The 26,080-nt window shown below is 64.9% G+C and carries 21 protein-coding genes and 3 rRNA genes; 4 read left to right on the top strand and 20 right to left on the bottom strand.

The features are described 5' to 3' along the window. Nucleotide 1 precedes the first annotated feature (1 nt). The 13 genes from RCP80_RS06630 to fabG are packed head-to-tail and all read right to left on the bottom strand — an operon-like array spanning nt 2 to nt 13,094. Nucleotides 2-1,723, bottom strand: coding sequence for a class I adenylate-forming enzyme family protein (locus RCP80_RS06630; protein ID WP_308481576.1), 1,722 nt, complete (start codon nt 1,721-1,723; stop codon nt 2-4). After that, on the bottom strand, nt 1,720-3,327 hold the full coding sequence (locus RCP80_RS06625) for a class I adenylate-forming enzyme family protein (RefSeq protein WP_308481575.1): 1,608 nt from the start codon (nt 3,325-3,327) through the stop codon (nt 1,720-1,722). The genes RCP80_RS06630 and RCP80_RS06625 overlap by 4 nt, the downstream gene beginning before the upstream one ends. A gap of 18 nt (nt 3,328-3,345) precedes the next feature. After that, on the bottom strand, nt 3,346-4,206 hold the full coding sequence (locus tag RCP80_RS06620) for an SDR family NAD(P)-dependent oxidoreductase (RefSeq protein ID WP_308481574.1): 861 nt from the start codon (nt 4,204-4,206) through the stop codon (nt 3,346-3,348). 43 nt (nt 4,207-4,249) lie between these two features. Continuing rightward, nucleotides 4,250-5,437 carry an acetyl-CoA acetyltransferase gene (locus RCP80_RS06615; RefSeq protein WP_308481573.1) on the bottom strand — a complete coding sequence of 396 codons (1,188 nt, stop codon included), beginning with the start codon at nt 5,435-5,437 and terminating at the stop codon, nt 4,250-4,252. Next, the gene (locus tag RCP80_RS06610; RefSeq protein WP_308481572.1) at nt 5,427-6,752 is read right to left on the bottom strand and encodes an OB-fold domain-containing protein; all 1,326 of its coding nucleotides are present in this window, start codon (nt 6,750-6,752) and stop codon (nt 5,427-5,429) included. Before RCP80_RS06610 ends, RCP80_RS06615 begins: the two co-directional genes overlap by 11 nt. Continuing rightward, nucleotides 6,749-7,957: an acetyl-CoA C-acetyltransferase gene (locus tag RCP80_RS06605; RefSeq protein WP_308481571.1), complete on the bottom strand. Its 1,209-nt coding sequence runs from the start codon at nt 7,955-7,957 to the stop codon at nt 6,749-6,751. Before RCP80_RS06605 ends, RCP80_RS06610 begins: the two co-directional genes overlap by 4 nt. Beyond that, on the bottom strand, nt 7,954-8,208 hold the full coding sequence (locus RCP80_RS06600) for a hypothetical protein (RefSeq protein WP_308481570.1): 255 nt from the start codon (nt 8,206-8,208) through the stop codon (nt 7,954-7,956). Before RCP80_RS06600 ends, RCP80_RS06605 begins: the two co-directional genes overlap by 4 nt. A 10-nt stretch (nt 8,209-8,218) precedes the next feature. Further along, a complete protein-coding gene (locus RCP80_RS06595) occupies nt 8,219-8,752 on the bottom strand; it encodes an aromatic-ring-hydroxylating dioxygenase subunit beta (protein ID WP_308481569.1) in 534 nt (177 codons plus the stop codon). Then, nucleotides 8,749-9,999: an aromatic ring-hydroxylating oxygenase subunit alpha gene (locus RCP80_RS06590; RefSeq protein ID WP_308481568.1), complete on the bottom strand. Its 1,251-nt coding sequence runs from the start codon at nt 9,997-9,999 to the stop codon at nt 8,749-8,751. Before RCP80_RS06590 ends, RCP80_RS06595 begins: the two co-directional genes overlap by 4 nt. After that, nucleotides 9,996-10,790 (bottom strand): enoyl-CoA hydratase/isomerase family protein, encoded by a 795-nt coding sequence (locus RCP80_RS06585; RefSeq protein ID WP_308481567.1) that lies wholly within the window; start codon nt 10,788-10,790, stop codon nt 9,996-9,998. The genes RCP80_RS06590 and RCP80_RS06585 overlap by 4 nt, the downstream gene beginning before the upstream one ends. Continuing rightward, entirely contained in the window at nt 10,787-11,590 is an 804-nt protein-coding gene (locus tag RCP80_RS06580) for an enoyl-CoA hydratase/isomerase family protein (protein WP_308481566.1), read from the bottom strand. The genes RCP80_RS06585 and RCP80_RS06580 overlap by 4 nt, the downstream gene beginning before the upstream one ends. Continuing rightward, on the bottom strand, nt 11,587-12,363 hold the full coding sequence (locus RCP80_RS06575) for an enoyl-CoA hydratase/isomerase family protein (protein WP_308481565.1): 777 nt from the start codon (nt 12,361-12,363) through the stop codon (nt 11,587-11,589). The genes RCP80_RS06580 and RCP80_RS06575 overlap by 4 nt, the downstream gene beginning before the upstream one ends. Then, nucleotides 12,360-13,094: a 3-oxoacyl-ACP reductase FabG gene (gene fabG / locus RCP80_RS06570; protein ID WP_308481564.1), complete on the bottom strand. Its 735-nt coding sequence runs from the start codon at nt 13,092-13,094 to the stop codon at nt 12,360-12,362. Before fabG ends, RCP80_RS06575 begins: the two co-directional genes overlap by 4 nt. A 104-nt stretch (nt 13,095-13,198) precedes the next feature. On the opposite strand from fabG, the gene RCP80_RS06565 reads away from it, so the two are divergent. The 3 genes from RCP80_RS06565 (at nt 13,199) to RCP80_RS06555 (ending at nt 16,088) form a co-directional block, all read left to right on the top strand. Beyond that, nucleotides 13,199-13,996: an SDR family NAD(P)-dependent oxidoreductase gene (locus RCP80_RS06565; protein WP_308481563.1), complete on the top strand. Its 798-nt coding sequence runs from the start codon at nt 13,199-13,201 to the stop codon at nt 13,994-13,996. Between the two features lie 116 nt (nt 13,997-14,112). Beyond that, nucleotides 14,113-15,600, top strand: coding sequence for a DNA-3-methyladenine glycosylase 2 family protein (locus RCP80_RS06560; RefSeq protein WP_308481562.1), 1,488 nt, complete (start codon nt 14,113-14,115; stop codon nt 15,598-15,600). Further along, nucleotides 15,597-16,088 carry a methylated-DNA--[protein]-cysteine S-methyltransferase gene (locus RCP80_RS06555; protein WP_308481561.1) on the top strand — a complete coding sequence of 164 codons (492 nt, stop codon included), beginning with the start codon at nt 15,597-15,599 and terminating at the stop codon, nt 16,086-16,088. The genes RCP80_RS06560 and RCP80_RS06555 overlap by 4 nt, the downstream gene beginning before the upstream one ends. Before the next feature lie 65 nt (nt 16,089-16,153). Here RCP80_RS06555 and rrf read toward each other — a convergent pair. From rrf to murA, 4 genes are all read right to left on the bottom strand, one after another. Further along, nucleotides 16,154-16,267, bottom strand: a 5S ribosomal RNA gene (rrf, locus tag RCP80_RS06550). Nucleotides 16,268-16,476: 209 nt separating this feature from the next. After that, nucleotides 16,477-19,592 (bottom strand): 23S ribosomal RNA (locus tag RCP80_RS06545). Between the two features lie 397 nt (nt 19,593-19,989). Beyond that, nucleotides 19,990-21,511, bottom strand: a 16S ribosomal RNA gene (locus RCP80_RS06540). The 16S, 23S and 5S rRNA genes sit together here, the layout of an rRNA operon. Nucleotides 21,512-21,813: 302 nt before the next feature. Further along, complete coding sequence (gene murA, locus RCP80_RS06535) at nt 21,814-23,070, bottom strand: UDP-N-acetylglucosamine 1-carboxyvinyltransferase (protein ID WP_308481560.1); 1,257 nt, start codon at nt 23,068-23,070, stop codon at nt 21,814-21,816. A 70-nt stretch (nt 23,071-23,140) separates the two neighbouring features. Here murA and RCP80_RS06530 point away from each other — a divergent pair, with 70 nt between their 5' ends. Continuing rightward, nucleotides 23,141-23,746, top strand: coding sequence for a cob(I)yrinic acid a,c-diamide adenosyltransferase (locus RCP80_RS06530; RefSeq protein WP_308481559.1), 606 nt, complete (start codon nt 23,141-23,143; stop codon nt 23,744-23,746). Between the two features lie 4 nt (nt 23,747-23,750). Here the strand turns inward: RCP80_RS06530 and RCP80_RS06525 are convergent, their stop codons facing one another. The 3 genes from RCP80_RS06525 to atpD form a co-directional block, all read right to left on the bottom strand. Continuing rightward, nucleotides 23,751-24,203, bottom strand: coding sequence for a DUF2550 domain-containing protein (locus RCP80_RS06525; protein ID WP_308481558.1), 453 nt, complete (start codon nt 24,201-24,203; stop codon nt 23,751-23,753). Nucleotides 24,204-24,214: 11 nt separating this feature from the next. Next, nucleotides 24,215-24,580, bottom strand: a complete 366-nt coding sequence (locus RCP80_RS06520) for a F0F1 ATP synthase subunit epsilon (protein ID WP_308481557.1) — start codon at nt 24,578-24,580, stop codon at nt 24,215-24,217. 63 nt (nt 24,581-24,643) lie between these two features. Beyond that, the gene (gene atpD, locus RCP80_RS06515; protein WP_308481556.1) at nt 24,644-26,080 is read right to left on the bottom strand and encodes a F0F1 ATP synthase subunit beta; all 1,437 of its coding nucleotides are present in this window, start codon (nt 26,078-26,080) and stop codon (nt 24,644-24,646) included.

Here is a 26,080-nt window from a genome sequence, read left to right as displayed (position 1 = left end):
ATCAGCTCCCGCCGGTGAAGCGCTGGACCAGCCGGAACTTCTGCACCTTTCCGGTGGGCGTGGTGGGCAGGCCGGCGGCCTCGATGAACTCGACGCGCTTGGGCACCTTGAACCGCGCGAGGTTGGCCCGGCACCGGGACAGAACCAACTCTTCGGTGAGCTCCGCGCGCGGCGCCGGAACCACCACTACACAGCCGATCTCGCCCCAGCGCTCGTCGGTCAGGCCGATGGCGAACACCTGGCTGATGTCGTCGAATCCGGCCAGCAGATCCTCGATCTCCTTGGGCATCACCAACTCGCCGCCGCTTTTGTAGAGCTCCTTGCTGCGGCCGGTGACCTGAAGGTAGCCGTCGGCACGGACACGCCCCAGGTCACCGGAGTGCAGCCAGCCATTTCGCAGCGCCTCGGCGGTGTCGGTCGGCCGGTTCCAGTACTCAAGCATCGTTGTCGGCCCACGCGATACCAGTTCGCCTTCGGTGCCGACTCCCACTTCCTGTCCGCTCTCGGGGTCGACGGCACTGTAGACGGTGAGCGCCCCGGTTTCTGCGACACCGGCGCTACCGGCGAGCTTCGGCCGGCCGACAGTTTCTGAGGTCAGCTCCAAGGGGTCTTCGGGCAAGGTCAGTGTCATCGCTCCCCCGCATTCGGTCATGCCGTAGCCGGTGACGATCTCGCTGACGCCGAAATCCTTCTCGATCTGGCGCCACAGCCATACCGGCGCGGGTGCCGAGCCGCACAGGATCGCGCGCAACGAGCTCAGGTCATAGTCGCGCCGGTGCGGGCTCTCCACCATCGCGACCGCCATCGTCGGCACGCACAACATGTCGGTGGCCCGGTGTGCGGCGATGCCCGCGAAGTAACCCTCGGCGGTGAACGCGGGTTGCGGAACGATCGCGCCCCCAACGAACATGACGGACAGCAAACCCTCGATGTAGCCGAACATGTGATAGCAGGGCAGCGAGAACAGCACCCGTCGCCCGTCCTCGAACGCTCGGGTCAGCGCCGACGCGTAGGCCGTGCGCAGCACCGCGTCGTGCGAGGTGACCACGCCCTTGGGAAAGCCGGTGGTGCCGGAGGTGTAGAGCATGTCGGCCGCGGCGTGCGGATCGATATCACCGACCGTGGCTGGGACCGACGCGGGGTCCCCGAGGGCGCCGAGGTCGGCGACGGTCAACGAGCCTGGCCGGGGCGGCTCGCCGTCGGTCTCAAGTAGCACGACATGACGCAACTCGGAGAGTCCCGCGGACACGGGCACGGACCGCTCGACGAATGACGTTGTGTCCCAACCCGGGACGATGTCATCGAGCATGCCCTGATAATCCTGCTGCCCGAACCGCGTCATCGTGATGAGGACTCGGCATCCGGAGTCGGCGAGGACGTAGCGCAGTTCTTCGGTGCGGTACAGGTAGTTGAACGGGACCGCGATAGCGCCGAGCCGTGCCACCGCGAACTTGAGTGTGACGAACTCGGGGTAGTTGCCCATCACTATCCCGACACGATCGCCGGGGCGAAGTCCCAGTGCGTGCAGTCCCGCCGCCAGCCGCAGCGACTCCTCGGCGACATCCCGGTAGCTCAGGGTGATCTCATCGGTGATCACGAACGGTCGCTCGGGATGACGTTGGGAGCAGGTGTCCAGCCAGGCCCCGAGCGTGACAGGCTGCCATACGGGGTGCCGTGAGCTGAGCGCGTGTCGGCGGGCGTCGATGTCGTTGCCGGGGATCATAGTTCGGGCATCTCATTTCGCAGGATGGCGTCCCGGAGAGCGAAGCGTTGGACTTTGCCGGTCGGGGTGACCGGCAAGTCGTCGGCGACGAACCAGCGCGCCGGTATCTTGTGGGCCGCGAGTCGGTCACGCGCATGCTCGATGAACTGAGCTTTCACGGCGGCGTCGACACCGCCACTGGAATGCAGCACGGCGGCGACGATCTCCCCGAACCGGTCGTCTGGCAGGCCCAGGACCACCACGTCGACGTCCGTATCCGCTTGGCTCAGCGGCCCTTCGACTTCGGCCGGCGCGATGTTCTCGCCGCCGCGGATGATCAGCTCCTTGAGCCGTCCGGTGACGGTCACGAGGCCGCGTTCGTCCATCCGGCCCAGATCGCCGGTGCGCACGAATCCCTCCCGGTCGAGCGCCCGGGCGGTGGCGTCCGGATCATGCAGGTACTCCACGAACTGCTGGTAGCCGCGCGCGCAGATCTCCCCCTCCACGCCCACCGGCAGCACCTCTCCGGTGTCCGGGTCGATGATCTTGCAGTCGACGTGCGGAAGCGGACGGCCAACGGTGTTGAGCCGGTCGTCCCGACTGTCGCCGGGCCGGGTGAGGGTCAACACCGATGAGAGTTCGGTTTGGCCGTAAAGGTTGTAGACCTCGGCGCCGAACACCTCCGCGACTCCATCGATCAGGGTGGGCGCCACCTCGGAGGCACCGCCCATGACGATGCCGAGGCGCGGGGCGGGCTCGGCACTGCGGCGCTGTTGGTCGAGTAAGGCGGCCAGGACGGTCGGCACGTAGAACAGCACCTCCACCGCCTCGTTGCGCAGGACCTCCAGTGCCGATTGCGGGGTGAACCGCTCGGCCAGGATGACGGTGCCGCCCACCCACAACGGACCCAGCGTCGCAATCACGCAGCCGGCGGTGTGAAACATCGGCAGCGGATTGAACGCGACAGCCTCCGCGGGCACCCGGAGGGTGTCCATGGTCAGGCGAGCGACGTTGACCAGCGCACGATGGTTGAGGACAACACCTTTGGGCCTTCCGGTGGTGCCGGAGGTGTACTGCAGCATGGCGACGGCGTCGGGGTCGTCCGGGACGGGGCCCGCCTCGACCGGCGCGGAAGCTCGCCAGGTTTCGGTCTCGCTCAGCGAGATTCGCCGCACCTGCGGCAGCCCGGCGCACACCCGCTCAGCGACCTCGACCATCGGGTAGTCGCGGCTGACATCGGCATGCAGGAGCAACACCGCCCGCGAGTGCGACAGCGCATATTCCAGCTCGTCGTCGCGCAGAACCGGATTGAGCGCCACAAGCACCATTCCGGCCAGCGCGGCGCCGTACTGGATGATGGGCCATTCGATGACGTTCGGCGCCCACAGCGCGACCAAGCTGCCCGGCGGGACGAGCTGCGACAACGCTGCCGCAACCCGCCTCGCCTCGTCGAACAGTTCAGCGTAGGTGAGGCGTTCGGTCACCGCGGTCCCGTGCCGGACGCCCACCAGTGCCAGGCGCGGACCGTGCTTGGCCGCCTGCGCCTTCAGCAGCGCACCGACAGTCGTCTCCACCAGTGGTGCGCCGCGGTTGGCGGGCAAGTAGGACTGTTCGAGGTGCATCATCGCCTCAATTGCCGGGTATCAAACCGGGTTGGTGCCCAGTTTGGCGTTGGCCATATCGCTGATCTCCGCCCACCGACCCGAGATCTCATCCAGCGTGGGCGGCGCCGCGAAGGTGACCCCGTCGTTCTGGAACTGGGCGACCCGTTGGACCAGGCCGCCGCCCACGACGAACACCGAACCGGTGTCGTGGTTCTGCTCGGACACCAGGTAGCCGACGGCGGGGGCCACCAGGTCGGGGTCCAGCTTGTCCAGCAGTTCCTGCGGCGCGATGTCGGCGGTCATGCGGGTGGCGGCCAGCGGCGCGATCGCGTTGGCCGTGATGTTGTACTTGGCGCCCTCGATGGCCAGGGTGTTGATCAGCCCGATGAGCCCGGCCTTGGCGGCGCCGTAGTTGGCCTGACCGAAGTTGCCGTAGAGCCCGCTGGTCGAGGTGGCGACGACGACCCGGCCGTAGCTCTGCTCACGGAAGTGCGGCCACGCCGCCCGGATCACGTGGTAGCCGCCGTTGAGGTGCACCTGCTGCACGGCGTCCCAGTTCTCGTCGGTCATCTTGTGAAAAGCCGTGTCCCGCAGAATGCCGGCGTTGCTGACGATTCCGTGCACCGCGCCGAACTCGTCGAGGGCGGTCTTGATGATCTCGGCGGCACCTTCGCCGGTGGCCACCGACGAGTAGTTGGCGACGGCGCGGCCCCCGGCCGTGCGGATTTCCTCGACGACGGTGTCGGCCATGGAAGTTCCCGCGCCGGATCCATCACGCGCTCCGCCGAGGTCGTTGACCACGACCAGAGCGCCGTTGGCGGCGAGGAAGCGCGCGTAGGCGCGGCCCAGGCCGCCGCCGGCTCCGGTGACGACGACGACCTTGTCTGTTACTCCAGGCACTGATGTTCCTTTCGAGCGTTGGGTTTTCGCAATTTCGGGGGTGTTAGCGGTCGCGGCTGACGACCGATACGAACGACACACAGCCGCCGGGGCGGCCACCGAGATTGTGGGTCAATGCGGTGTGCGGATCGGACAGCTGGCGTTCCCCGGCCTCGCCGCGGAACTGCAGCCAGGCTTCGTAGAGCATCCGCAGCCCGCTGGCCCCGACCGGGTGGCCGAAGCTCTTCAGCCCGCCGTCGATGTTCACCGGTAGTCGACCGTCGGCGTCGAACTCGCCGCCGAGCACGTCCTTCCAGCCCTGCCCGGGTTCGGTGAAGCCGAGGTCTTCCATCAGGACGATTTCGGTGGGGGTGAAGCAGTCATGCACTTCCGCGAACGACAGTTGGGTCGCCGGATCCTCGATTCCGGCCTGCGCGTAGGCGTCCTTGGCGGACTTGACGACTTCGGGGAACGTCGTGAAGTCGTAGGCGGGGTCCACCGCGCCGCGCGCCGACCCCGCGATCAGCGCCAGCGCGCTGACGTACATCGGGGTGTCGGTGTACTCGTGGGCGCGGTCGGCGGGGACGATCAGCGCGCACGCCGCCCCGTCGGACACCCCGGAACAGTCGAACACGCCGAGGCGGCCGGCCACCTTGACCGCGTTGTCGATGGTGTCCTTCTTGACCGGGGAACGGAACTGCGCCTTCGGGTTTCGCGCGCCGTTCTCGTGGTTCTTCCAGGCCACGTGCGTCATCGCCGCGCGCATCTCGTCGGGATGCACCCCGTAGCGCGCGCAGTAGGCCGGGTCGAGCATGGAGAACGCCGCCGGGGCGGTCATCGAGATCTCGGGCGCGGTGCCGTCACCGGGCGGGTCTTGGCGCAGCAGCCCGGAATATCCGGAGTCCTTGAGCTTTTCGACGCCCACGGCCATCGCGATGTCGTAGGCGCCGGAGGCCACCGCGTAGCAAGCGTTGCGGAACGCCTCCGAACCGGTGGCACAGAAGTTCTCCACCCGGGTGACGGGTTTGTCGTCGCTGCCGATGGCCCGACTCAACGTCAGACCCCCCAGACCCGAACTCAGCGTCCCCAGCCAATAGGCGTCCACGTCGTCGCGGCTCACGCCGGCCGAGTCGAGACATTCGGCGAAGGCTTCCAGGATCAGGTCGTCGGTGGAGGCATCCCAGCGTTCGCCGAACTTGCTGCAGCCCATGCCGACGACGGCAACCTTGCCGGCGATTCCGTTACTGGCCATCGAGGAGCACCGCTTTCCAGAAGTAGTCGTGCACGTCACCGGCGGTGAACAAGCGACGGAAGGTGAAGCCGACCCGCGCGCCCACGCTCAGTTGGTCGGGGTCCGCGTCGGCCACCTCGAGCGTGCAGCGTCCGCCGCCGTCGACGTTGACGGCGGCCTGCACCATCGGCGGGGAGGGCGAGAACGCCAGGTGGTCGACGGTGTAGGTGGCGACGGCCCCGCTCAAGCCCGCCGCCGGCACCGGGGCCATATCGTCGGGAATTCCGCAGGACCGGCACACCCGAACCGGCGGCAGGTGCACGAAATCGCAGGCGGTGCAGCGGGATCCGGTGAACCCGAACTTCCACTCCGCGGCGCGGCCGGCCGGCGGGGCCGCGGCCCGCTCAGGTTCCGGACGCCGCGGCGGTTCCAGGTCGACAAGGCCGCGCCAAGACAGATACGTCAGGTGCGGAACGGGCCGCCCGCCGCTGCGTTGTTCGACGAGTGGGCGGCGCTGCCGGCGCTCGGCGAGCGCGGCGGTGGTCCGCAGCACGAGCGCGTCGCAACCGTCGGTGGCCGACACCATCACGATGGTGTCCCCGGGATCGGCCCTGTCGAGCACCGCGCACAAGGCCAGCGTGGCATCGGCGGACCCGCTGAACCCCAACGGCGATGTGACAACCGACTTCTGACCCTTGACCAAGGTCGCGGCGCGCTTGACGACCGCGGAGTTCGGACAGGCCAATGCCACATGGTCCACATCGGACAGGCCCGCGGCGTCGAGCGCCGCGGCAACCGTGGCCCTGATCAGCGGGGCGTACCGTTCGAATCCGAACCGCTCCTCCCACTGCTGGCCGGTCGGCTGCAATGGTGCCCGCCAGCGGTCCAGAAATTCCTCGGTTCGGGACGCGGTGGCCAGCACCTCGGCGATCGGTTCCCCGGCACCGAACAGCAGCGCGGCCGCGCCGTCGCCACCCAGTTTCTCGTCGGCGGAACCGGGCCGGCCGACCCGAACGTCGGCGGATACCACCAGTCCCCCGGTTTGCGCCGCCGACCTGATCGCCGCGAAGGCACTGCGGCCGGTGCCGCACATGTCGGCGGCGAAGGCCTCGGCGGGCAACCCGAGCGCGGCATGCACGGCGCTCGCGTTGGTCTTGTCGGCGTAGGCCGGGCTGCTGGTGGCCAGGTAGAGCGCCGCGGGTGCGGCGGCACCCTGCACCAGCTCCGCGGCGGCGGCCACGGCCATCGTGGTGGAGTCCTCGTCGTAGCCGGCGACCACCCGCTTGCCCAGCCGGTGGGCGGGCACGTACGTCGAATATCCGAGCAACCCCGTCATACCGCACCCCGGAACACCGCGGCGATTCCCTGACCGCCGCCGATGCACATGGTCTCCAGCGCCAGTGCACCCTTGCGGCGCCGAAGCTCGTGCAGCATGGTGGTCAGGATCCGCACGCCGGTGGCACCGATCGGGTGCCCCAATGAGATCCCGGAGCCGTTGACATTGAGCCGGTCCTCCACGTCGGCGAGTTGCAGGCCCCAGCCGGAGAGCACCGCGAGCACCTGCACCGCGAAGGCTTCGTTGATCTCGATGAGATCCAGGTCGTCGAACCCCAACCCCGTTCGCTTGAAAAGCTTTTCGACTGCGCCGACGGGGCCGATGCCCATTCGGTCCGGTTCGCATCCGACCGCGGCCCAGCCCTCCAGGTAGCCGACGGGCTCGAGACCCAATCGGTCCAAGGCGTCCTCGGCGACCACCAGGCACGCGGCGGCGGCGTCGTTCTGCTGGCTCGAGTTGCCGGCAGTGACCGTGCCACCGGGGGTGACGGTGCGCAGCCGGGCCAGGCTCTCGAGGCTGGAGTCGGGCCGCACGCCCTCGTCGCGCGCGAAGCTCAGCGGGTCTGCGCGCCGCTGGGGTACCTCGATCGGAATGATCTCGTCGGCGAACACGCCCGCCTCCTGCGCGACGGCGGCCCGTCGGTGGCTGCGCACGGCGAACTCGTCGGCGGCCTCCCGGCTGATCCCGTAATCGCCGGCCAGGTTCTCCGCGGTTTCGATCATTCCGCTGATCCGCCCGAAACGCCATTCCGGCTGCGACATTTCGCGCCCGCGGTCCAGCCGGTCGTACAGCGTCTGGTTGCCCGACCGCGATCCCCACCGCGCCGAGGTGGTGTAGTGCTCGATGTTGCTCATCGACTCCACGCCGCCGGCCAGCACCACGTCGGCGGCACCGGTCTGCACGGTCATCGCCGCGGTGATCACCGCCTGTAGGCCGCCGCCGCAGCGACGATCGATCTGCAGGCCCGGGACGCTGATCGGCAACCCCGCATGCAGCGCGACCCACCTGCCGATGCAGGGCGCTTCGGAGTTGGCGTAGGACTGGGCGAACACCACGTCCTCCACCAGTTCGGGGTCGACCCCGCTGCGTGCCACGACAGCCTTGACGACTGATGCGGCAAGGTCCTCGGCGCGCAGCGGTCGCAGGCTGCCGCCGAAGGTACCGACGGCGGTCCGCACGGGCGCCACGATGGCCGCGCGCCTCATGCTTCGCCCCGCCAGCGGTTGCGGGACGGGTCCAGCAGTTCGGTCATCGTCTGTTCGGGCAGCCACACCAGGGCCTCGAGTTCCATCGCGTCCAGGAAGCGCACCCGCCCGGTGCGCAAATCCTCCAACCGCAGCCGGGGGGCGTTGCCCTCGGTATCGAATGTCACCGACACCTCGGCAAATTCACTGCCGATCACTGGACCCACCCCTGACACGGCCACGGGTCCGGGGTCACCGAATTGAATACCCACGTCTTGCTCCTCAGATCAGGAATCCCAGCGTGGGGATCGGCCTGTCGTTGTCGGTCAGGACCACCTTCTTGTACGCCAGCCGCAGACCCTCGGCCCCGTGCCGAAGTCGGTAGGTGGCTCGCCCGCCCCACAAGTGGTTTCCACGGGCACGCGCCTCGAAGACAATGAAGTTTGCGGCGACCTCGAGGTCGAGGCCCCCGTCCGGGTTGGTTCGCCCACCGAGAAACTCGATGTTGCTCAGCAGCCGCCGTAGGTGGGAGGCGGGAGCGGCCGCGAACCGGCGCCCGGTGCGGGTTTGTTTGAGACGGGTCCTGATGCGGCTGCGGTTGTCGTAGATCACCGACATCTCCCGGCGCGGGTCGGTGTCGGCCCCGTTGGCGGGCACCCAGTACAGAGCGTCGTCGGTCCACAGCGCTTCCCAGGCGTCGTAATCGCTTTCGTCGGCGTAGCGGGCCTCCCGGAACAGGAACTGCTCCACCTCGAAGCGGTCGACCCAGTCGGGAATCGGGCTCAGCCCGGCAGCCGAATCCACTGCGGCACTCATCCTGCCTCCATCAACTGCTGGTAATGCGACCAGAACCCGCGCATACCGGTCTCGTCGGTCGCGCCGCCGATCGTGAAGCCCTGCTCGTCCACTCGTTCGCGGTTGAGTCCCCGCCGAACGTCCAGCCATTCCGGCGTCAGCGCCTCGAGGCCCTGTTGGTTGCGTTCGTACATCTCGGTGTCGTCGGCCAGCAGCATGCCCGCGGGCCCCACCGAGCCCACGCATTGCGAAACCATCCGGCGATTGAGCTCCGGGGCACCGACCAACTGCACTGCGGTCGAGTACTGCACGCACTCGTTCACCGCGACGGGCTGAATGTTGAACACCTGGATCTCGGCGATGAACAGGTTGGGGAAGATCATCACGTGCGGGGCCCCCTCGATGAGGATCTGGTCCGCATCCGCTCCATACTTGGCCCGCATCGCCGCGGCATAGTTCGGGACGCGCGATTCGGTGGTGCCGAACCAGCGCATCGGCTCGGCGAATTTGCGGAACTCCGGGCGCAGATCGTTTTCGCTGTGTCCGCCGCCGAGATCACGGGTCACCGCGGTCGACGAGTCACTGTAGAGCGGGCCGATGGTGCTACCCGTCACGCCGAAGATCGCACCGTGCACGAATTGCGGGTGGTAGCCGTCGGTCTCGTTCTCTACGAGCAACTTCCAGTTGCCCCGGGTGCGGTGCTGCAGCCAGCCGGCGTTCAGCGCGACCTTGCCCTCCGGCGACAGCCGAGTGAGCCGGTCGATCTCGCCCGCGGCGGCGCCGAGATGTTCTTGCAGGCTGGGGCCTTCGGTGGCGAAGCTGCCGAAGACGAACCCGCCGTAGGAGTCCATCCGAGGCACCCGACCCAGCGGTAGATCGAGCTTGCGATCGCCGTACCCCTTGAAGAACGGGAAGCCCACCAGCTCACCGGTGTTGCGGAAGGTCCAGCCGTGATACGGGCAGCGGAAGGTGCCGGAGTTGCCCTTGGCGTCGTCGCACACCTGGTTGCCACGGTGGGAGCACCGGTTGAGCAGGAGATGGATTTCTCCGTCCCGGTCCCGGGTCATGATGATGTCCTGCAAGCCGAGCTTCTTGCGGACGTAGTCGTTGGGCTGCGGCACTTCACTCTCGTGACCGACGAAAACCCAAGTGCGGTACCAGATCTTGCGCAACTCTTCGGCGAAGAGGGCCGGGTCGGTGTAGAGCGAACCGTGCACCCGGCTGGGTTGAATCAGTTCGCCGAGGCGGCTGCTGATCGCGGACGTCATGATCGAACTCCTTGCCTGGGACCAAAGTTGGCGGTGCGCTTCTCGCGGAAGGCGGCGACGCCCTCGGCGAAGTCGTCGGTATCGAAGAGCCGAGCCTGATGGCTCGCCTCACGGTCGAGGATCTCCAGCGGATGAAGTTGCGGGCTGCGCGCGAGCATCTCTTTCATCACCCTCAGCGCCTCGGCGGGCCGACCGGCCAGGGTGTGCGCGTCGGCGATGGCAGCGTCGCGGGCCGCGCCCGCTTCGGCGAGGGCGTCCACCAGGCCCCATTCCGCGGCCGTGGCGGCGTCAATCGGTTGGGCCATCAACAACATCTGCCGGGTGCGCGCGACGCCGATCCGGGTGGGCAGCGACGCGTACACACCCATGTCGCCGGCCAGTCCGACATTGACGAACGTGGTGGCGAACCGCGCATCGCGGGCGGCGACGATGCGGTCGCAGGCGGCGGCCAACGCGGCGCCGGCGCCGAATGCGGACCCCTCCACTGCCGCGATAACCGGCTTGGGGGTGTTCCAGATCGCACGAATCACCCGCTGCGCCAGCTGCACTCGTTCCATGGCCTGCGCTTCGGGAGTGCGTTCCATCGTCGCGATGTCGCCGCCAGAGCAGAAGGCCCGGCCGGCGCCGGTGAGCACGATGGCGCGCACCTTCGGATCGGCGTCGGCGGCTTCGAGCGCGGCGGCGAGGGCGATCCGCAGCGGCATGTCGATGGCGTTGCGCACCTCTGGGCGGTTCAGCGTGACGATGCGCACCGCTGCGTCATCGTCGATCAAGATCTCGGGTGTGGTCATCGGCCCACGAACTTCGGTGCTCGACGCTCGATGACCGCACGCAGCCCCTCCAGCGAATCGGCCGTGCCGGACAGTTCCGACACGGTGCGGGCCTCCTCGGCCAGTCGTTGTTCGACGGACTGCCCGACACCGCTCCACACCAGGCGCTTGGTCGCCGACAGCGCCAGCGTCGGCAGCGCAACCAGTTCGGTGGCCAGCGCCTCGGCGCGGGCGGTGAGGTCGTCATCCTCGACGACCTCGGTGATCAGACCGATGTCGGCGGCCTCGGTCGCGGTCAGCGTCGGGTTGGTGAGCAGGATGCGGAGCGCCTGGCGCAGGCCCACCAGCTGGGTCAGCGTCACCGACGACCCGCCGTCCGGCGCCATGCCGACCCGCACCGCCCCGGAGAAGAACTTCGCCGAGCGGGCCGCGACCACGATGTCGGAAGCGCATACGAGTCCGAGTCCACCCCCGCCGGCGGCGAATCCCTGCACCGCGGTGATCACCGGAACCCTCAGCTGGATCAGGGCGGCCGTCGCGAGTTGCAGCCACGCCGTGGCCTCCCGCAGGTAGTCCGGCAGCGCCTCGCCTTTGGACTCGAAGGTCTTGACGTCGCCACCGGCACAGAAGTTGCGGCCCTCGCCGGTCAGCAGGACAACCTTCACTGCGGGATCGGCATGGCACGCCAGGATCGCCTCGTGCAGCGCCTTGAGCAGTTCCACCGTGAGGCCGTTGGAGGCACCCGGCCGGTTGAGTCGCAGTCGGGCGATGCCGTCGGCGTCGGTCTGCAGGGTCACTGGAGCATCGATCGATGTGGTCATGCGCGCGTCCTTCGGTCGTTTCGGTTCTCGAACTGTTCGACGCTGCCGGTGCCCGCATCACCGAGGATGTGCTGCACGACGGCGTCGATCTCAGTGTCCAGGGCTTCGGGCAGTGTCTGGTCAAGGCCGCTGCGCACGAGACGTTTGATCGTGATGACGGATTGTCGGCTTCGTCCCGCCAGCTGCTGCGCGAATAGTGTTACCGCAGCATTGAATTCCTGATCCGGATACGCACGGTAAGCCAGGCCCAGTGCGACCGCTTCGGCCCCGGAGAGCCGATCTCCCGATAGCAGCAACCCCAACGCCTGCTGGCGGCCGACGAGGCGGGGCAGTCTGGCACTGCTGCCGCCGCCCGGCACCATGGCGAACTTGACGTGACTGTCGGCAATTTTGGCGTCGGCGCTGACCAAGACGATGTCGGCGGCCTGCATCAACTCGAAACCCCCGGCGGCCGCGACACCTTGCACCGCGGCGACGACCGGAATCTCCACTGCGCTGATCGCGTCACAGGCGGCACGAAACGCGCTGAACAAACCCTTCAATGCTGGGGCCCCCTCGGCGCGGAGACGTTCGACCTCGCCGAAATCGCCGCCCGCGCTGAAGTTTCCGCCCGCACCGCGGATGACGATCACGTTGACCGCCGGGTCACGTCCGAGATCGAGGATGGCCCGTTCGAGACCCGTCGCGAGTTCAATGCTGATGGCGTTCATCCGCTCGGGGCGGTTCAGGGTGATCTGCCCGATCCCGGAGTCCGCCTGATATGACACGCTCACATGTACCTCCCGCCACCGACTTCGAGCACCGTGCCGGTGATGTAGCTCGACAGGTCCGACGCCAGGAAGACCACCGCACCCGCCACCTCGGCCGGTTCGCCCGCGCGCTTCATGGGCACGGCCGCCTCTCGTTCGGCGAAGACCGCCGGGGGCATCGCGGCAGTCATGGGTGTCCGGATCAATCCCGGCTGAATGGCGTTGACGCGCACGTTGTGGTGCGCGACTTCTTTCGCGGCGGCCTTGGTGAGTCCGACGATGCCCGCTTTGGCGGCGCTGTAGTTCGTCTGGCCGGGGTTACCGGATTTTCCGGACAGCGACGATATGTTGACCACGCTGCCCGACTTCTGCTCCCGCATCACAGCGGTGGCTTCCCGGACCCCGAGCCAGGTGCCGCGCAGGTGCACCGTGATGACGGCGTCGAAATCCGCCACGGTCATCTTCTTGAGCGAGGCATCGCGGGTGATACCCGCGTTGTTGACGAAGAGGTCCAGGCGACCATGCTCCGAAACGGTGTCGGCCACGAGTCGCTCCATCTGGCCTTCGTCGGTGACGTCACACCCCACGCCGGTGCCGCCGAGTTCAGCGGCGGCCGCTCGAGCGGCGTCGGCATCGAGGTCCGCCAGCACTACGGTGGCACCGTGAGCACCGAGCACGTGGGCGATTTCGCGGCCGATCCCCTGGCCGGCCCCGGTCACCACCGCGATCTTGCCGGCAAGTAGCGGGCTGGACATGCGACTCCTTGGGCTCGTTGTGGACAAATTTAACATAAATTTCTAATCTAGGTTAAGCCACGCAAACGGGCGCCTTCAAGCTGGCCCACAACGAGGAGGTCAAAGTGGATTTGGGACTGGACAACGCCCGGGTTGTCGTCACCGGCGGCGCATCGAACATCGGTCGCGGCATCGTGCACGAGTTCGCTGCCGAGGGCGCACGAATCGTGATCAGCGACATCGATGGGCCGCAGGCCGAAAAGGTGCGCGCCGAAGCCCTGGACCGGGGCGCTGCCGCAGTCGAACTCGCCATCGCCGATCTGACCGAACCGGATGCCGCCGACGCCACCATCGCGGTGGCGGTCGAGCACTGGGGCGGCCTCGACGTGCTCGTCAACAACGCCGGTTGGAGCGTCCCAGGCTTCATCGCCACCGATACCGACCGCGACAAGTGGCAGCGCACCATCGAGATCAACCTGTTCACCGCGATCGGCGCCACGCAGGCCGCAATCGGTCCCATGAAGGATGGCGGCGGCGGATCGATCGTGTTCATCGCGAGCGACGCCGCGTTCGGCCAGATCCGCCAAGGCGTATACGGCGCCTCCAAGGCCGCGATGGTGGCGCTGGCCCGGACCACCGCGCGGGAACATGGCCGGCATGGCATCAGGTCCAACATCGTCTGTCCCGGCCTGGTGATCCCCGACGGCCCCGACGCGGTGGGGGCGGCCAGCCTGTGGTCGGTCGGCCAGGACAACGTCTTCAACCAGGACCAGATCGACTACATGGTCAAGGACACCCCGACCCGTCAGCTCACCACCGCCGAGGACGTCGCCCGAGCGGTGCTGTGGTTCTCCTCCGCCCGGGCCGCCAGACAGGTCACCGGGCAGATGATCTCGGTCAGCGGGGGCTACACGATGCCGTGACCGTGGCCTGCCCACGATCGGCGCGGTTCTCGGGCTGCGGCACATGCCGCCTGGCCGCTCACCGCGATGTCGCATTCCCGCTAGTCATGTCGGTGCCCGCGTGTAATCGTTGAAGGGTGCACGACGACTTCGACCACTGCTATCGCGCCGTTCAGTCCAAGGACGCGCGGTTCGACGGATGGTTCGTCATCGCCGTGCTCACGACCGGCATCTATTGCCGCCCGAGTTGCCCGGCCCGCACCCCGCTCGCGCACAATGTGCGCTTTTATCCGACTGCGGCCGCGGCGCAGCGGGCCGGCTTCCGGTCCTGTAAACGGTGCCGTCCCGATGCGTCCCCGGGATCCCCGGAGTGGAACATCCGTGGTGACGTGGTGGCCAGGGCCATGCGACTGATCGCCGACGGCACCGTCGACCGCACCGGCGTCACCGGGCTGGCGAATCGCCTGGGCTACACCACCCGACAGATCGAACGGCTACTGCGGGCTGAGGTCGGCGCGGGACCGCTCGCGCTGGCCCGGGCGCAGCGGGCGCAGACCGCGCGAATCCTGATCGAGACCACGGACCTGCCATTCGGCGACGTCACTTTTGCGGCGGGCTTTTCCAGCATTCGGCAGTTCAACGACACTGTGCGGGACGTCTTCGACGTGACGCCGAGCGAACTACGCCGTCGGAAGCGGACCCGCGACCAGGGCCAAGGCGCCCCTGGCGGCGCACTGACGCTTCGGCTTGCCGTGCGCCAACCGTTCGCCTACGAGGGGGTGTTCGGCCATCTCGCGGCGACTGCCGTACCAGGTTGCGAGGAGGTCCGCGACGGTGCCTTCCGTCGCTCACTGCGGTTGCCGTCGGGAACCGGCATCGTCAATCTGACGCCGGCGCCCGACCACGTGCGCTGCACCCTACAACTCGAGGACTTCCGCGACCTGCCGGTCGCGATCGCCCGCTGTCGGCGACTGCTCGACCTCGATGCCGATCCCAATGCCGTCGACACCGTGCTCAGCGAGGATGAGGTGCTGCGCCCGCTGTTGCTCAAGGCCCCGGGGCAACGCATCCCGCGCACGGTCGATGAACACGAACTGGCGGTGCGGGCAGTGCTTGGTCAGCAGATCTCGACCAAGCGCGCACAGACGCTGGCCGGTCGGCTCGTCCGGGACTGCGGCCGGCCCCTGGTGGACCATGCGGGCGGCTTGACCCGTGTCTTCCCCACCACGGCCGACCTGGTCGACATCGCCCCCGAACGTCTCGCCATGCCCGCGGCGCGCAAACGTGCCCTGCACGGACTCGTCCGGGCCCTCGCCGACGGGGAACTGGCACTCGACGCCGGGGTGGACTGGAACGCAGCGCGGGCGCACCTGCTCGCAATGCCGGGGGTGGGGCACTGGACCGCCGAGATCATCGCGATGCGCGGCCTCGGCGACCCGGATTCCTTCCCCGCCACCGATCTCGGAGCGCGTACCGCAGCGGCCAGACTCGGACTGTCCGACGACGCGCGTAGGTTGTCCGAAATCAGCAGCCGATGGCGGCCTTGGCGCTCCTACGCCACCCAGTACCTGTGGACCGCCCTCGAACATTCCGTGAATCACTGGCCACCAAAGGAAGCAGCATGACTCAGTACCGCATCATCGACAGTCCGATCGGGCCGCTGACCCTCGCCGGCAAGGGCCCGGTATTGACCAATCTTCGGATGGTCGATCAGACCTACGAGCCCGACCGCGCCGATTGGCAGCTCAACGACCGCGCCTTTCCCGACGCGGTGGAGCAGCTGGGCGCGTACTTCGCGGGCGAACTCAAGGAATTCGACCTACGGCTCGAGCTGGCGGGGACGGACTTTCAGCGGCGGGTGTGGGAAGCGCTGCGCACCATTCCCTATGGCGACACGCGTTCATATGGCGAAATCGCCCGACAAATCGGCGCTCCGACCGCATTTCGCGCCGTCGGATTGGCCAATGGTCGCAATCCGATCGCGGTTATTGTGCCGTGTCACCGAGTAATCGGCGCGAATGGCAGCCTGACCGGATTCGGCGGCGGAATGGCGCGGAAATCCACGCTATTGGACCTGGAAAGGAATAGCGCAAACCTGACGCTGTTCGAATAGCAAAAGTACTTGCAGCACAAATAGAAGCACCCCCCATTTGTGGTGGGGGGTGTTTCTATGTGTGTGTTCGGCGGTGTCCTACTTTTCCACCCGGGTTGGGTAGTATCATCGGCGCTGACAGGCTTAGCTTCCGGGTTCGGGATGGGTCCGGGCGTTTCCCTGTCGCTATGGCCGCCGTAACTTTATTTTCTTGTGTGGTGCCGGCCCGGGTGGGGGTCGCCCCCGTAGGTGGGGGGCGGGGTCCCTGGGTGGGGGCACCGTGTTCACCAAGAAAGGTGTTTTTGGTGGTGGGGTGTGCATGTTTGTGTATTTGTGGAGTGTGGTTGCGAGACGCGTTGTGGTGCTTACCCTGTGGTTTTCAACGTTCCACACAATAGTGGGGTTGGTTGTTGGTAAGTTTTCGGCCGGTTAGTGCCAGTTCCCTGCACGCATTGCTGCGCTTGTAGGTCTGGTCTATCAATCCCGTGGTCTGCGGGGGGCCTTATCCCACCTAGTGGGTGAGAAACCTGGTCTTGGAAGGGGTTTCCCGCTTAGATGCTTTCAGCGGTTATCCTGTCCGAACGTGGCTATCCAGCGGTGCCCCTGGTGGGACAACTGGTGTACCAGAGGTTCGTCCGTCCCGGTCCTCTCGTACTAGGGACAGTTTTCCTCAAGTTTCTGACGCGCGCGGCGGATAGAGACCGAACTGTCTCACGACGTTCTAAACCCAGCTCGCGTGCCGCTTTAATGGGCGAACAGCCCAACCCTTGGGACCTGCTCCAGCCCCAGGATGCGACGAGCCGACATCGAGGTGCCAAACCATCCCGTCGATATGGACTCTTGGGGAAGATCAGCCTGTTATCCCCGGGGTACCTTTTATCCGTTGAGCGACACCCCTTCCACTCGGGGGTGCCGGATCACTAGTCCCGACTTTCGTCCCTGCTCGACATGTATGTCTCACAGTCAAGCTCCCTTGTGCACTTGCACTCAACACCTGATTGCCATCCAGGTTGAGGGAACCTTTGGGCGCCTCCGTTACATTTTAGGAGGCAACCGCCCCAGTTAAACTACCCACCAGGCACTGTCCCTGAACCGGATATACGGTTCGAAGTTAGAGGTTCAATACGACCAGAGTGGTATTTCAACAACGACTCCACAATAACTGGCGTTACTGCTTCACAGTCTCCCACCTATCCTACACAAACCGAATCGAACATCAATACCAAGTTGTAGTGAAGGTCCCGGGGTCTTTTCGTCCTGCCGCGCGTAACGAGCATCTTTACTCGTAGTGCAATTTCGCCGAGTCTATGGTTGAGACAGTTGAGAAGTCGTTACGCCATTCGTGCAGGTCGGAACTTACCCGACAAGGAATTTCGCTACCTTAGGATGGTTATAGTTACCACCGCCGTTTACTGGGGCTTAAATTCTCCGCTTCACCCCGAAGGGTTAACAGGTCCTCTTAACCTTCCAGCACCGGGCAGGCGTCAGTCCGTATACATCGTCTTGCGACTTCGCACGGACCTGTGTTTTTAGTAAACAGTCGCTTCTCACTGGTTTGTGCCACCCCCCACCGCTGCCGGCCGCAAGAGCCTTGACAGTAGGAGGTCCCCCTTCTCCCGAAGTTACGGGGGTATTTTGCCGAGTTCCTTAACCATAGTTCACTCGTACGCCTTAGTATTCTCTACCTGACCACCTGTGTTGGTTTGGGGTACGGGCCGTGTACGGACTCGCTAGAGGCTTTTCTCGACAGCATAGGATCACCGAATTCGCCTCAATCGGCTATGCATCACCTCTCAGGATTAATGAAACCCGGATTTGCCTAGGTTTCTCCCTACAGGTTTGCCCCAGTATTACCACTGACTGGTACGGCTACCTTCCTGCGTCACCCCATCGCTTGACTACTACCAACGAAGGTCCCGCGCAGCCCCATGGACCCTCACCCCGAAGGGATCGGTGACCACAGTTTTGGGCGGTTAGTACCGCTGATTCATCAGGGACGCTCATACACGGGTACGGGAATATCAACCCGTTGTCCATCGACTACGCCTGTCGGCCTCGCCTTAGGTCCCGACTCACCCTGGGCGGACTGGCCTGCCCCAGGAACCCTTGGTCTTTCGGCGGGCAAGGTTCTCACTTGCCTTATCGCTACTCATGCCTGCATTCTCACTCCCGCACCCTCCACAACTCGGTCACCCGGCTGCTTCACTGGATGCAGGACGCTCCCCTACCCAACAAACAAAGTTTGTTGCCGCGGCTTCGGCGGTGTGCTTGAGCCCCGCTACATTATCGGCGCACAATCACTTGACCAGTGAGCTATTACGCACTCTTTCAAGGGTGGCTGCTTCTAAGCCAACCTCCTGGTTGTCTTCGCGACTGCACATCCTTTTCCACTTAGCACACGCTTAGGGGCCTTAGCCGGCGATCTGGGCTGTTTCCCTCTCGACGCACGGAGCTTATCCCCCGCCGTCTCACTGCCACGCTTTCACCACACCGGCATTCGGAGTTTGGCTGACGTCAGTAACCTAGTAGGGCCCATCGGCCATCCAGTAGCTCTACCTCCGGTGTGAAACACGCAACGCTGCACCTAAATGCATTTCGGGGAGAACCAGCTATCACGGAGTTTGATTGGCCTTTCACCCCTACCCACAACTCATCCCCTCAGTCTTCAACCTAAGTGGGTTCGGTCCTCCACAACATCTTACTGCTGCTTCAACCTGGCCATGGGTAGATCACTCCGCTTCGGGTCCAGAACACGCCACTACACCCCTGACGGGGATACGCCCTATTCAGACTCGCTTTCGCTTCGGCTACCCCACACGGGTTAACCTCGCGACATGTCCCTGACTCGCAGGCTCATTCTTCAAAAGGCACGCCATCACCCCACAACAAAGTCGAGGGCTCTGACGGATTGTAAGCGCACGGTTTCAGGTACTCTTTCACTCCCCTCCCGGGGTACTTTTCACCATTCCCTCACGGTACTAATCCGCTATCGGTCACTGGGAAGTATTCAGGCTTACCGGGTGGTCCCGGCAGATTCACAGCAGATTTCACGGGCCCGCTGCTACTCGGGGAACATTCCACAGGAGTTGTCATGTTTTCGCCTACAGGACTCTCACCCTCTACGGCAGGCCATCCCAGACCACTTCGACTAACACAACAATTTCTGACTCCTGCCCTCATCGGCGGATGAGAGAAGAAACGCCCCACAACACCGCACACACAACCCCCGCCGGGTATCACATGCACGCGGTTTAGCCATCCTCCGCTTTCGCTCGCCACTACTCACGGAATCACTTTTGTTTTCTCTTCCTGCGGGTACTGAGATGTTTCACTTCCCCGCGTTCCCCCCCGCCACCTATGTATTCAGTGACGGGTGACACGACATCACTCGTGCCGGGTTTCCCCATTCGGACATCCTCGGATCCACGCTCGGTTGGCAGCTCCCCGAGGCTTATCGCAGCCTCCTACGTCCTTCATCGGCTCCCAGTGCCAAGGCATCCACCATGCGCCCTTAAACACTTACAAACACAAAAACCAAAGAATAAATTTGAAATTACACCACAACAGAACCCACACCCCCGGCCACAACACCCCGAAAGGCCCGCAACCGGAAACTATGCGCTCTGATGCTCGCAACCACTATCCACAAATCAAACACCACACCCCACCACCAAGATGGAGCGACACCAAACCCTCCCACCCCACACAGGGGCCAGAGAAAAACGGGCCTGTTGCCTCAGGACCCAACAGTGTGTTTGGCAGACCACGAACCCACCCCAAAGGGATGCTCCCGTTCGCAGAACATTTGCTTGTCGTGCACCAGACCCCCACCCACTACAGGCAGAAGGCCATCCAACGAATCGTCTGAAACACCGAACCCCCACACGATGTGGGCGGGCTCAGATCTCGTGGTGCTCCTTAGAAAGGAGGTGATCCAGCCGCACCTTCCGGTACGGCTACCTTGTTACGACTTCGTCCCAATCGCCGATCCCACCTTCGACAGCTCCCTCCCACAAGGGGTTAGGCCACTGGCTTCGGGTGTTACCGACTTTCATGACGTGACGGGCGGTGTGTACAAGGCCCGGGAACGTATTCACCGCAGCGTTGCTGATCTGCGATTACTAGCGACTCCGACTTCACGGGGTCGAGTTGCAGACCCCGATCCGAACTGAGACCGGCTTTGAAAGGATTCGCTCCACCTCACGGCATCGCAGCCCTTTGTACCGGCCATTGTAGCATGTGTGAAGCCCTGGACATAAGGGGCATGATGACTTGACGTCATCCCCACCTTCCTCCGAGTTGACCCCGGCAGTCTCTCACGAGTCCCCACCATAACGTGCTGGCAACATGAGACAAGGGTTGCGCTCGTTGCGGGACTTAACCCAACATCTCACGACACGAGCTGACGACAGCCATGCACCACCTGCACACAGGCCACAAGGGAACCGACATCTCTGCCGGCGTCCTGTGCATGTCAAACCCAGGTAAGGTTCTTCGCGTTGCATCGAATTAATCCACATGCTCCGCCGCTTGTGCGGGCCCCCGTCAATTTCTTTGAGTTTTAGCCTTGCGGCCGTACTCCCCAGGCGGGGTACTTAATGCGTTAGCTACGGCACGGATCCCAAGGAAGGAAACCCACACCTAGTACCCACCGTTTACGGCGTGGACTACCAGGGTATCTAATCCTGTTCGCTCCCCACGCTTTCGCTCCTCAGCGTCAGTTACTGCCCAGAGACCCGCCTTCGCCACCGGTGTTCCTCCTGATATCTGCGCATTCCACCGCTACACCAGGAATTCCAGTCTCCCCTGCAGTACTCTAGTCTGCCCGTATCGCCCGCACGCCCACAGTTGAGCTGTGAGTTTTCACGGACAACGCGACAAACCACCTACGAGCTCTTTACGCCCAGTAATTCCGGACAACGCTCGCACCCTACGTATTACCGCGGCTGCTGGCACGTAGTTGGCCGGTGCTTCTTCTGCATCTACCGTCACTTGCGCTTCGTCGATGCTGAAAGAGGTTTACAACCCGAAGGCCGTCATCCCCCACGCGGCGTCGCTGCATCAGGCTTGCGCCCATTGTGCAATATTCCCCACTGCTGCCTCCCGTAGGAGTCTGGGCCGTATCTCAGTCCCAGTGTGGCCGGTCACCCTCTCAGGCCGGCTACCCGTCGTCGCCTTGGTAGGCCATCACCCCACCAACAAGCTGATAGGCCGCGGGCCCATCCCACACCGCAAAAGCTTTCCCCCACCAGGCCATGCGACCAATGAGGTGTATTCGGTATTAGACCCAGTTTCCCAGGCTTATCCCAAAGTGCAGGGCAGATCACCCACGTGTTACTCACCCGTTCGCCACTCGAGTACCCCGAAGGGCCTTTCCGTTCGACTTGCATGTGTTAAGCACGCCGCCAGCGTTCGTCCTGAGCCAGAATCAAACTCTCCAAACAAAAACCCCCAACCCCACAGGGCCAGGCAGAATTCGAATCAGAAAAATCTGACCTAACAAAAAGACACCAAAAACTGGCATCAAAAACACCACACCCCAAAACACGGGAAGCCCCAGAATGTGGCAAAAAACAACAACAAACAAAAACCACCAAACACACTATTGAGTTCTCAAACAACAGACTTGCTTCTTTGTTTCCCCGGTTTGGGGCAACCCTGCCAGCTTAGACCGATCTGGACTGGGAAGTCAAGCTGCTCTGTGGCGTCCTTCGCTGTGATGGTCGCCGCACTGCTGTGCTTGCTCCTAAGACCCTACCCTGAAAATCTCTGCGCCCAAACTCGCCAGGTTCTCCACGAACAACGGGTAGCCCCGATCGATGTGAAAAACGTCGTGGACCTCGGTCTCTCCGTCCGCAACCAGCCCCGCGAGCACCAGGCCGGCGCCGGCGCGGATGTCCGAGGACCACACCGGTGCGCTCGACAACTGCGGAATTCCACGCACCACCGCATGATGACCGTCGGTGCGGGCATCGGCACCCAGCCGGATCATCTCCTCGACAAACCGGAAGCGCGCTTCGAAGACGTTCTCGGTGATCATCGATGTTCCATCGGCGATCGCTGCCAGTCCGATCGCCATCGGCTGCAGGTCGGTCGGAAATCCCGGGAACGGCAGGGTGGCGATGTTGACCGCCTTGGGTCGCTCGTACTGGACCACCCGGAACCCGTCGTCACTCTGGGTGACTGTGGCCCCCACGTCGTGCAGCTTGTGCAGCACCAACTGCAGGTGCGCGGGGTCCACGCCGGTGACGGTGATGTCGCCGCGGGTCATCGCCGCCGCGATACCCCAGGTGGCCGCGACAATGCGGTCGCCGATCACCCGGTGCTCGGTGGGGTGCAGCTTCGGCACCCCGACGATCGTCAAGGTGGACGAGCCGGCCCCCGAAACCTGGGCACCCATCTGGTTGAGCATGTCGCAGAGGTCGGCCACATCCGGTTCGCGCGCGGCGTTGTGAATGGTGGTGACGCCCTGGGCCAGCACCGCGGCCATCAGAATGTTCTCGGTCGCGCCGACGGACGGAAACTCGAGTTGAATCTCGGCGCCGTGCAGCGACTCCGCCTCGGCGACCACACAACCATGTTCGATGTTGCACTTCGCGCCCAGTTGGCGCAGCCCCGCTTGATGCATGTCGAGCGGCCGCGACCCGATCGCGTCGCCACCCGGCAGCGCGACCCGGGCTCGCTTGCAGCGTCCGACCAGCGGACCCAACACACACACCGAGGCGCGGAACTGCCGCACGGCGGCGAAGTCCGCCTCGTACTTGAGTTCATCCGGCGAGGTGATTCGGACGGTGTCGCCGTCGAGTTCGACGGTGGCACCCAATCCGCGCAGCACCTCCGCCATCAAGGGCACGTCGAGGATGTCTGGGCAGTTCGTGATCGTCGTGGTGCCCTCGGCAAGCAGGCTGGCCGCCATCAGCTTGAGCACACTGTTCTTTGCTCCGCCGACAGCAACCGTGCCCGCCAACCGGCAGCCTCCGGTCACCACGAATCGCTCAGTCACGCGGTCAGTCTAAGCAGGACACCTGCAGGTGTCAGTCAGCTCGGTCACTCCCCCCGGGTACGGTTTGGCTATGGCAGTCCATTTGACCCGCATCTACACCCGCACCGGGGACGACGGCACCACGGGCCTGAGTGACTTTTCCCGGGTGTCCAAGAACGACGCTCGTCTGGTCGCCTACGCCGACTGCGATGAGACGAACGCGGCAATCGGAACGGCGCTGGCGCTCGGAAACCCAGACCAGCAAATGGCCTCGGTGCTGCAACAGATCCAGAACGACCTCTTCGATGCGGGCGCGGACCTGTCGACTCCGGTGGTGGACAACCCCGTCCATCCCCCACTGCGCATCACGCAGCCCTATATCGACCGCCTCGAGACCTGGTGCGACGAGTTCAACGCGTCGCTCGAGCCGCTGAACTCCTTCATACTGCCGGGGGGAACTGCGCTGTCCGCATTGCTGCATGTGGCACGCACCGCGGCCAGGCGCGCCGAGCGGTCCGCTTGGAGTGCAATCGATGCGCATCCGGGTTCCGTCAGCGTGCTGCCCGCCAAGTATCTGAATCGGCTGTCGGACTTGCTGTTCATCCTGTCGCGCGTCGCGAATCCCGACGGGGACGTGTTGTGGAAGCCGGGCGGCGGCGGGGCATCCGCGCCCGCGGCCGAGAGTTCGAACGACTAGCCGATCACGTGCTGCGTCGGCGGGCGCGGGGATTCGGCCGCGACTCCAACCACGACAGAAAAGCGGTCAACGCGCCACGATCCAGCGCGATCTCGTATCCGTTGCGCCGCTCCGGCCGTTCGGCGGCGGTATCGCGTAATTCGAGTACGACAATCTGATCGGTCATGATGTCGAATTCATCGCCGCGCGGCGCCCGCCGGGAAATGATGTCGGTGTCGCGTCGACTCAACCGGCGATCGGGCCACCACCGCGCGCTCGACAACCGGTAGAAGACGGCTTCACCACCGCGGTATCGGATCACGCCGTGGCGCCAGCCGTGTCCTGCGACAGCGGGAGTGTCCCGCAGAATCGCCGCGGTCCCGCCCTGACGCAGCTTCCATAAGCGGTAAGTCAGGGCGAGGACCAGCAGCAATAGCACGGCCACCAGCACGGCCATCACAATCATGGGCGTGCTCATGGCAGGTGTCCCTAGGCGATTTGGCCGACGGCGCGCAGTCTGGCCCGACCCTTGGCGGCCGTCGCCGGATCCTCGGATTCCGAATCGGCCTTGGCCGCATCGACATCGATCTCGGATTCGAACTCGGCCGATTCGGCCAGGATGATGACGCCTTCGTCGGTCACCGACAGGAATCCGCCGTCTACCGCGATGCGCAGGTCATCTTCGCCTTCTCGCTCGACGCGCACCATCGCGTCGTCGACGAGTTGGGCCACCAGCGGGATATGCCGCGGCAAGATGCCGATCTCGCCGGCGGTGGTCCGGGTGAAGACGAAAGTGGCCTTGCCCGACCAGATCTTGCGCTCGACGGCGACAATATCGACGTCCAGTTCAGCCACCACGCACCACCTTCCGAGATATCGAAACCGACTGTGTTTGTCGGTTCTTCGCGCAAGCGCTCATCACAGCTTGGCGCCGAGGCTCTCGGCCTTCTTGGCGAGGTCGTCGAGTCCACCGATCAGGAAGAACGCCTGCTCCGGCAGATGGTCGAACTCGCCCTGGGTCAGCTTGTCGAAGGCCTCGATGGTCTCCTTGAGCGGCACCGTCGAACCCGGCTGGCCGGTGAACTGCTCGGCGGCCATCATGTTCTGGCTCAGGAAACGCTCGATCCGGCGGGCCCGGTTGACCAGCTGCTTGTCCTCTTCGGACAGCTCGTCGATACCGAGAATCGCGATGATGTCCTGGAGGTCCTTGTAGCGCTGCAGGATCCGGATGACTTCCTGAGCGACGCGGTAGTGGTCGTCACCGACGACCGCCGGGTCCAGGATGGTCGAGCTCGAGGCCAGCGGGTCCACGGCCGGGAAGATGCCCTTCGAGAACACCGAACGAGAAAGCTCGGTGGTCGCGTCGAGGTGCGCGAACGTGGTCGCCGGCGCCGGGTCGGTGTAGTCGTCGGCGGGCACGTACACGGCCTGCATCGAGGTGATCGACCGGCCACGAGTCGAGGTGATGCGTTCCTGCAGCTCACCCATCTCGTCGGCCAGCGTGGGCTGGTAACCCACGGCGGACGGCATCCGGCCGAGCAGCGTCGACACCTCAGAGCCCGCCTGCGTGAAGCGGAAGATGTTGTCGATGAACAGCAGCACGTCCTGCCCCTGCTCATCGCGGAAGAACTCCGCCATGGTCAGCGCCGACAGTGCGACCCGCATACGGGTGCCCGGCGGCTCATCCATCTGACCGAACACCAACGCGGTGTCCTTGAGCACGTCGGCATCGGCAAGCTCGACCCACAGGTCGTTGCCCTCACGGGTGCGCTCGCCGACACCGGCGAACACCGAGGTACCACCGAAGTTGCGGGCGATGCGGTTGATCATCTCCTGGATGAGCACCGTCTTGCCCACGCCGGCACCGCCGAACAGCGCGATCTTGCCGCCACGCACATACGGCGTCAGCAGGTCGACGACCTTGAGACCGGTTTCCAGCATCTCGGTGCGGGGCTCCAGGTCGGAGAAGGCCGGCGGCTTGCGGTGGATCGACCAGTGGTCGAAGTCCTTGCCATAGCCGGGCTCGTCGAGGCACTCGCCCAGCGCGTTGAACACGTGGCCCTTGACGCCGTCGCCGACGGGGACCGAGATCGACTTGCCGGTGTCGGTCACCTCCACGCCGCGGACCAGGCCGTCGGTGGGCTGCATCGAAATGGCGCGCACCAGGTTGTCGCCGAGGTGCTGCGCGACCTCCAGCGTCAACGTCTTGGCCAGCTCCTCATAGGTGATCTCGGCGTTCAGCGCGTTGAACAACGCCGGTACCGAGCCACGGGGGAACTCGACGTCCACAACCGGGCCGGTAATGCGAACCACGCGCCCGGTGGTGTCCTTCTTAGCTTCTGCGGGGGCAGTCAT

Source organism: Mycolicibacterium sp. MU0053, from assembly GCF_963378095.1.
Lineage (GTDB): Bacteria > Actinomycetota > Actinomycetes > Mycobacteriales > Mycobacteriaceae > Mycobacterium > Mycobacterium burgundiense.
Note: the sequence above shows the minus strand (reverse complement) of the source record. Positions and strands in the feature narration are given on the sequence as shown.

Excerpts from the sequence above, each read along its gene's own strand:
- RCP80_RS06595 (WP_308481569.1), bottom strand. The coding sequence starts at position 8,752 with ATGAGTGCCGCAGTGGATTCGGCTGCCGGGCTGAGCCCGATTCCCGAC.
- RCP80_RS06630 (WP_308481576.1), bottom strand. The coding sequence starts at position 1,723 with ATGATCCCCGGCAACGACATCGACGCCCGCCGACACGCGCTCAGCTCA.
- RCP80_RS06585 (WP_308481567.1), bottom strand. The coding sequence starts at position 10,790 with ATGACCACACCCGAGATCTTGATCGACGATGACGCAGCGGTGCGCATC.
- RCP80_RS06610 (WP_308481572.1), bottom strand. The coding sequence starts at position 6,752 with ATGACGGGGTTGCTCGGATATTCGACGTACGTGCCCGCCCACCGGCTG.
- RCP80_RS06555 (WP_308481561.1), top strand. The coding sequence starts at position 15,597 with ATGACTCAGTACCGCATCATCGACAGTCCGATCGGGCCGCTGACCCTC.
- RCP80_RS06525 (WP_308481558.1), bottom strand. The coding sequence starts at position 24,203 with ATGAGCACGCCCATGATTGTGATGGCCGTGCTGGTGGCCGTGCTATTG.
- fabG (WP_308481564.1), bottom strand. The coding sequence starts at position 13,094 with ATGTCCAGCCCGCTACTTGCCGGCAAGATCGCGGTGGTGACCGGGGCC.
- RCP80_RS06605 (WP_308481571.1), bottom strand. The coding sequence starts at position 7,957 with ATGAGGCGCGCGGCCATCGTGGCGCCCGTGCGGACCGCCGTCGGTACC.
- atpD (WP_308481556.1), bottom strand. The coding sequence starts at position 26,080 with ATGACTGCCCCCGCAGAAGCTAAGAAGGACACCACCGGGCGCGTGGTT.
- RCP80_RS06615 (WP_308481573.1), bottom strand. The coding sequence starts at position 5,437 with ATGGCCAGTAACGGAATCGCCGGCAAGGTTGCCGTCGTCGGCATGGGC.
- RCP80_RS06625 (WP_308481575.1), bottom strand. The coding sequence starts at position 3,327 with ATGATGCACCTCGAACAGTCCTACTTGCCCGCCAACCGCGGCGCACCA.
- RCP80_RS06590 (WP_308481568.1), bottom strand. The coding sequence starts at position 9,999 with ATGACGTCCGCGATCAGCAGCCGCCTCGGCGAACTGATTCAACCCAGC.
- RCP80_RS06530 (WP_308481559.1), top strand. The coding sequence starts at position 23,141 with ATGGCAGTCCATTTGACCCGCATCTACACCCGCACCGGGGACGACGGC.
- RCP80_RS06580 (WP_308481566.1), bottom strand. The coding sequence starts at position 11,590 with ATGACCACATCGATCGATGCTCCAGTGACCCTGCAGACCGACGCCGAC.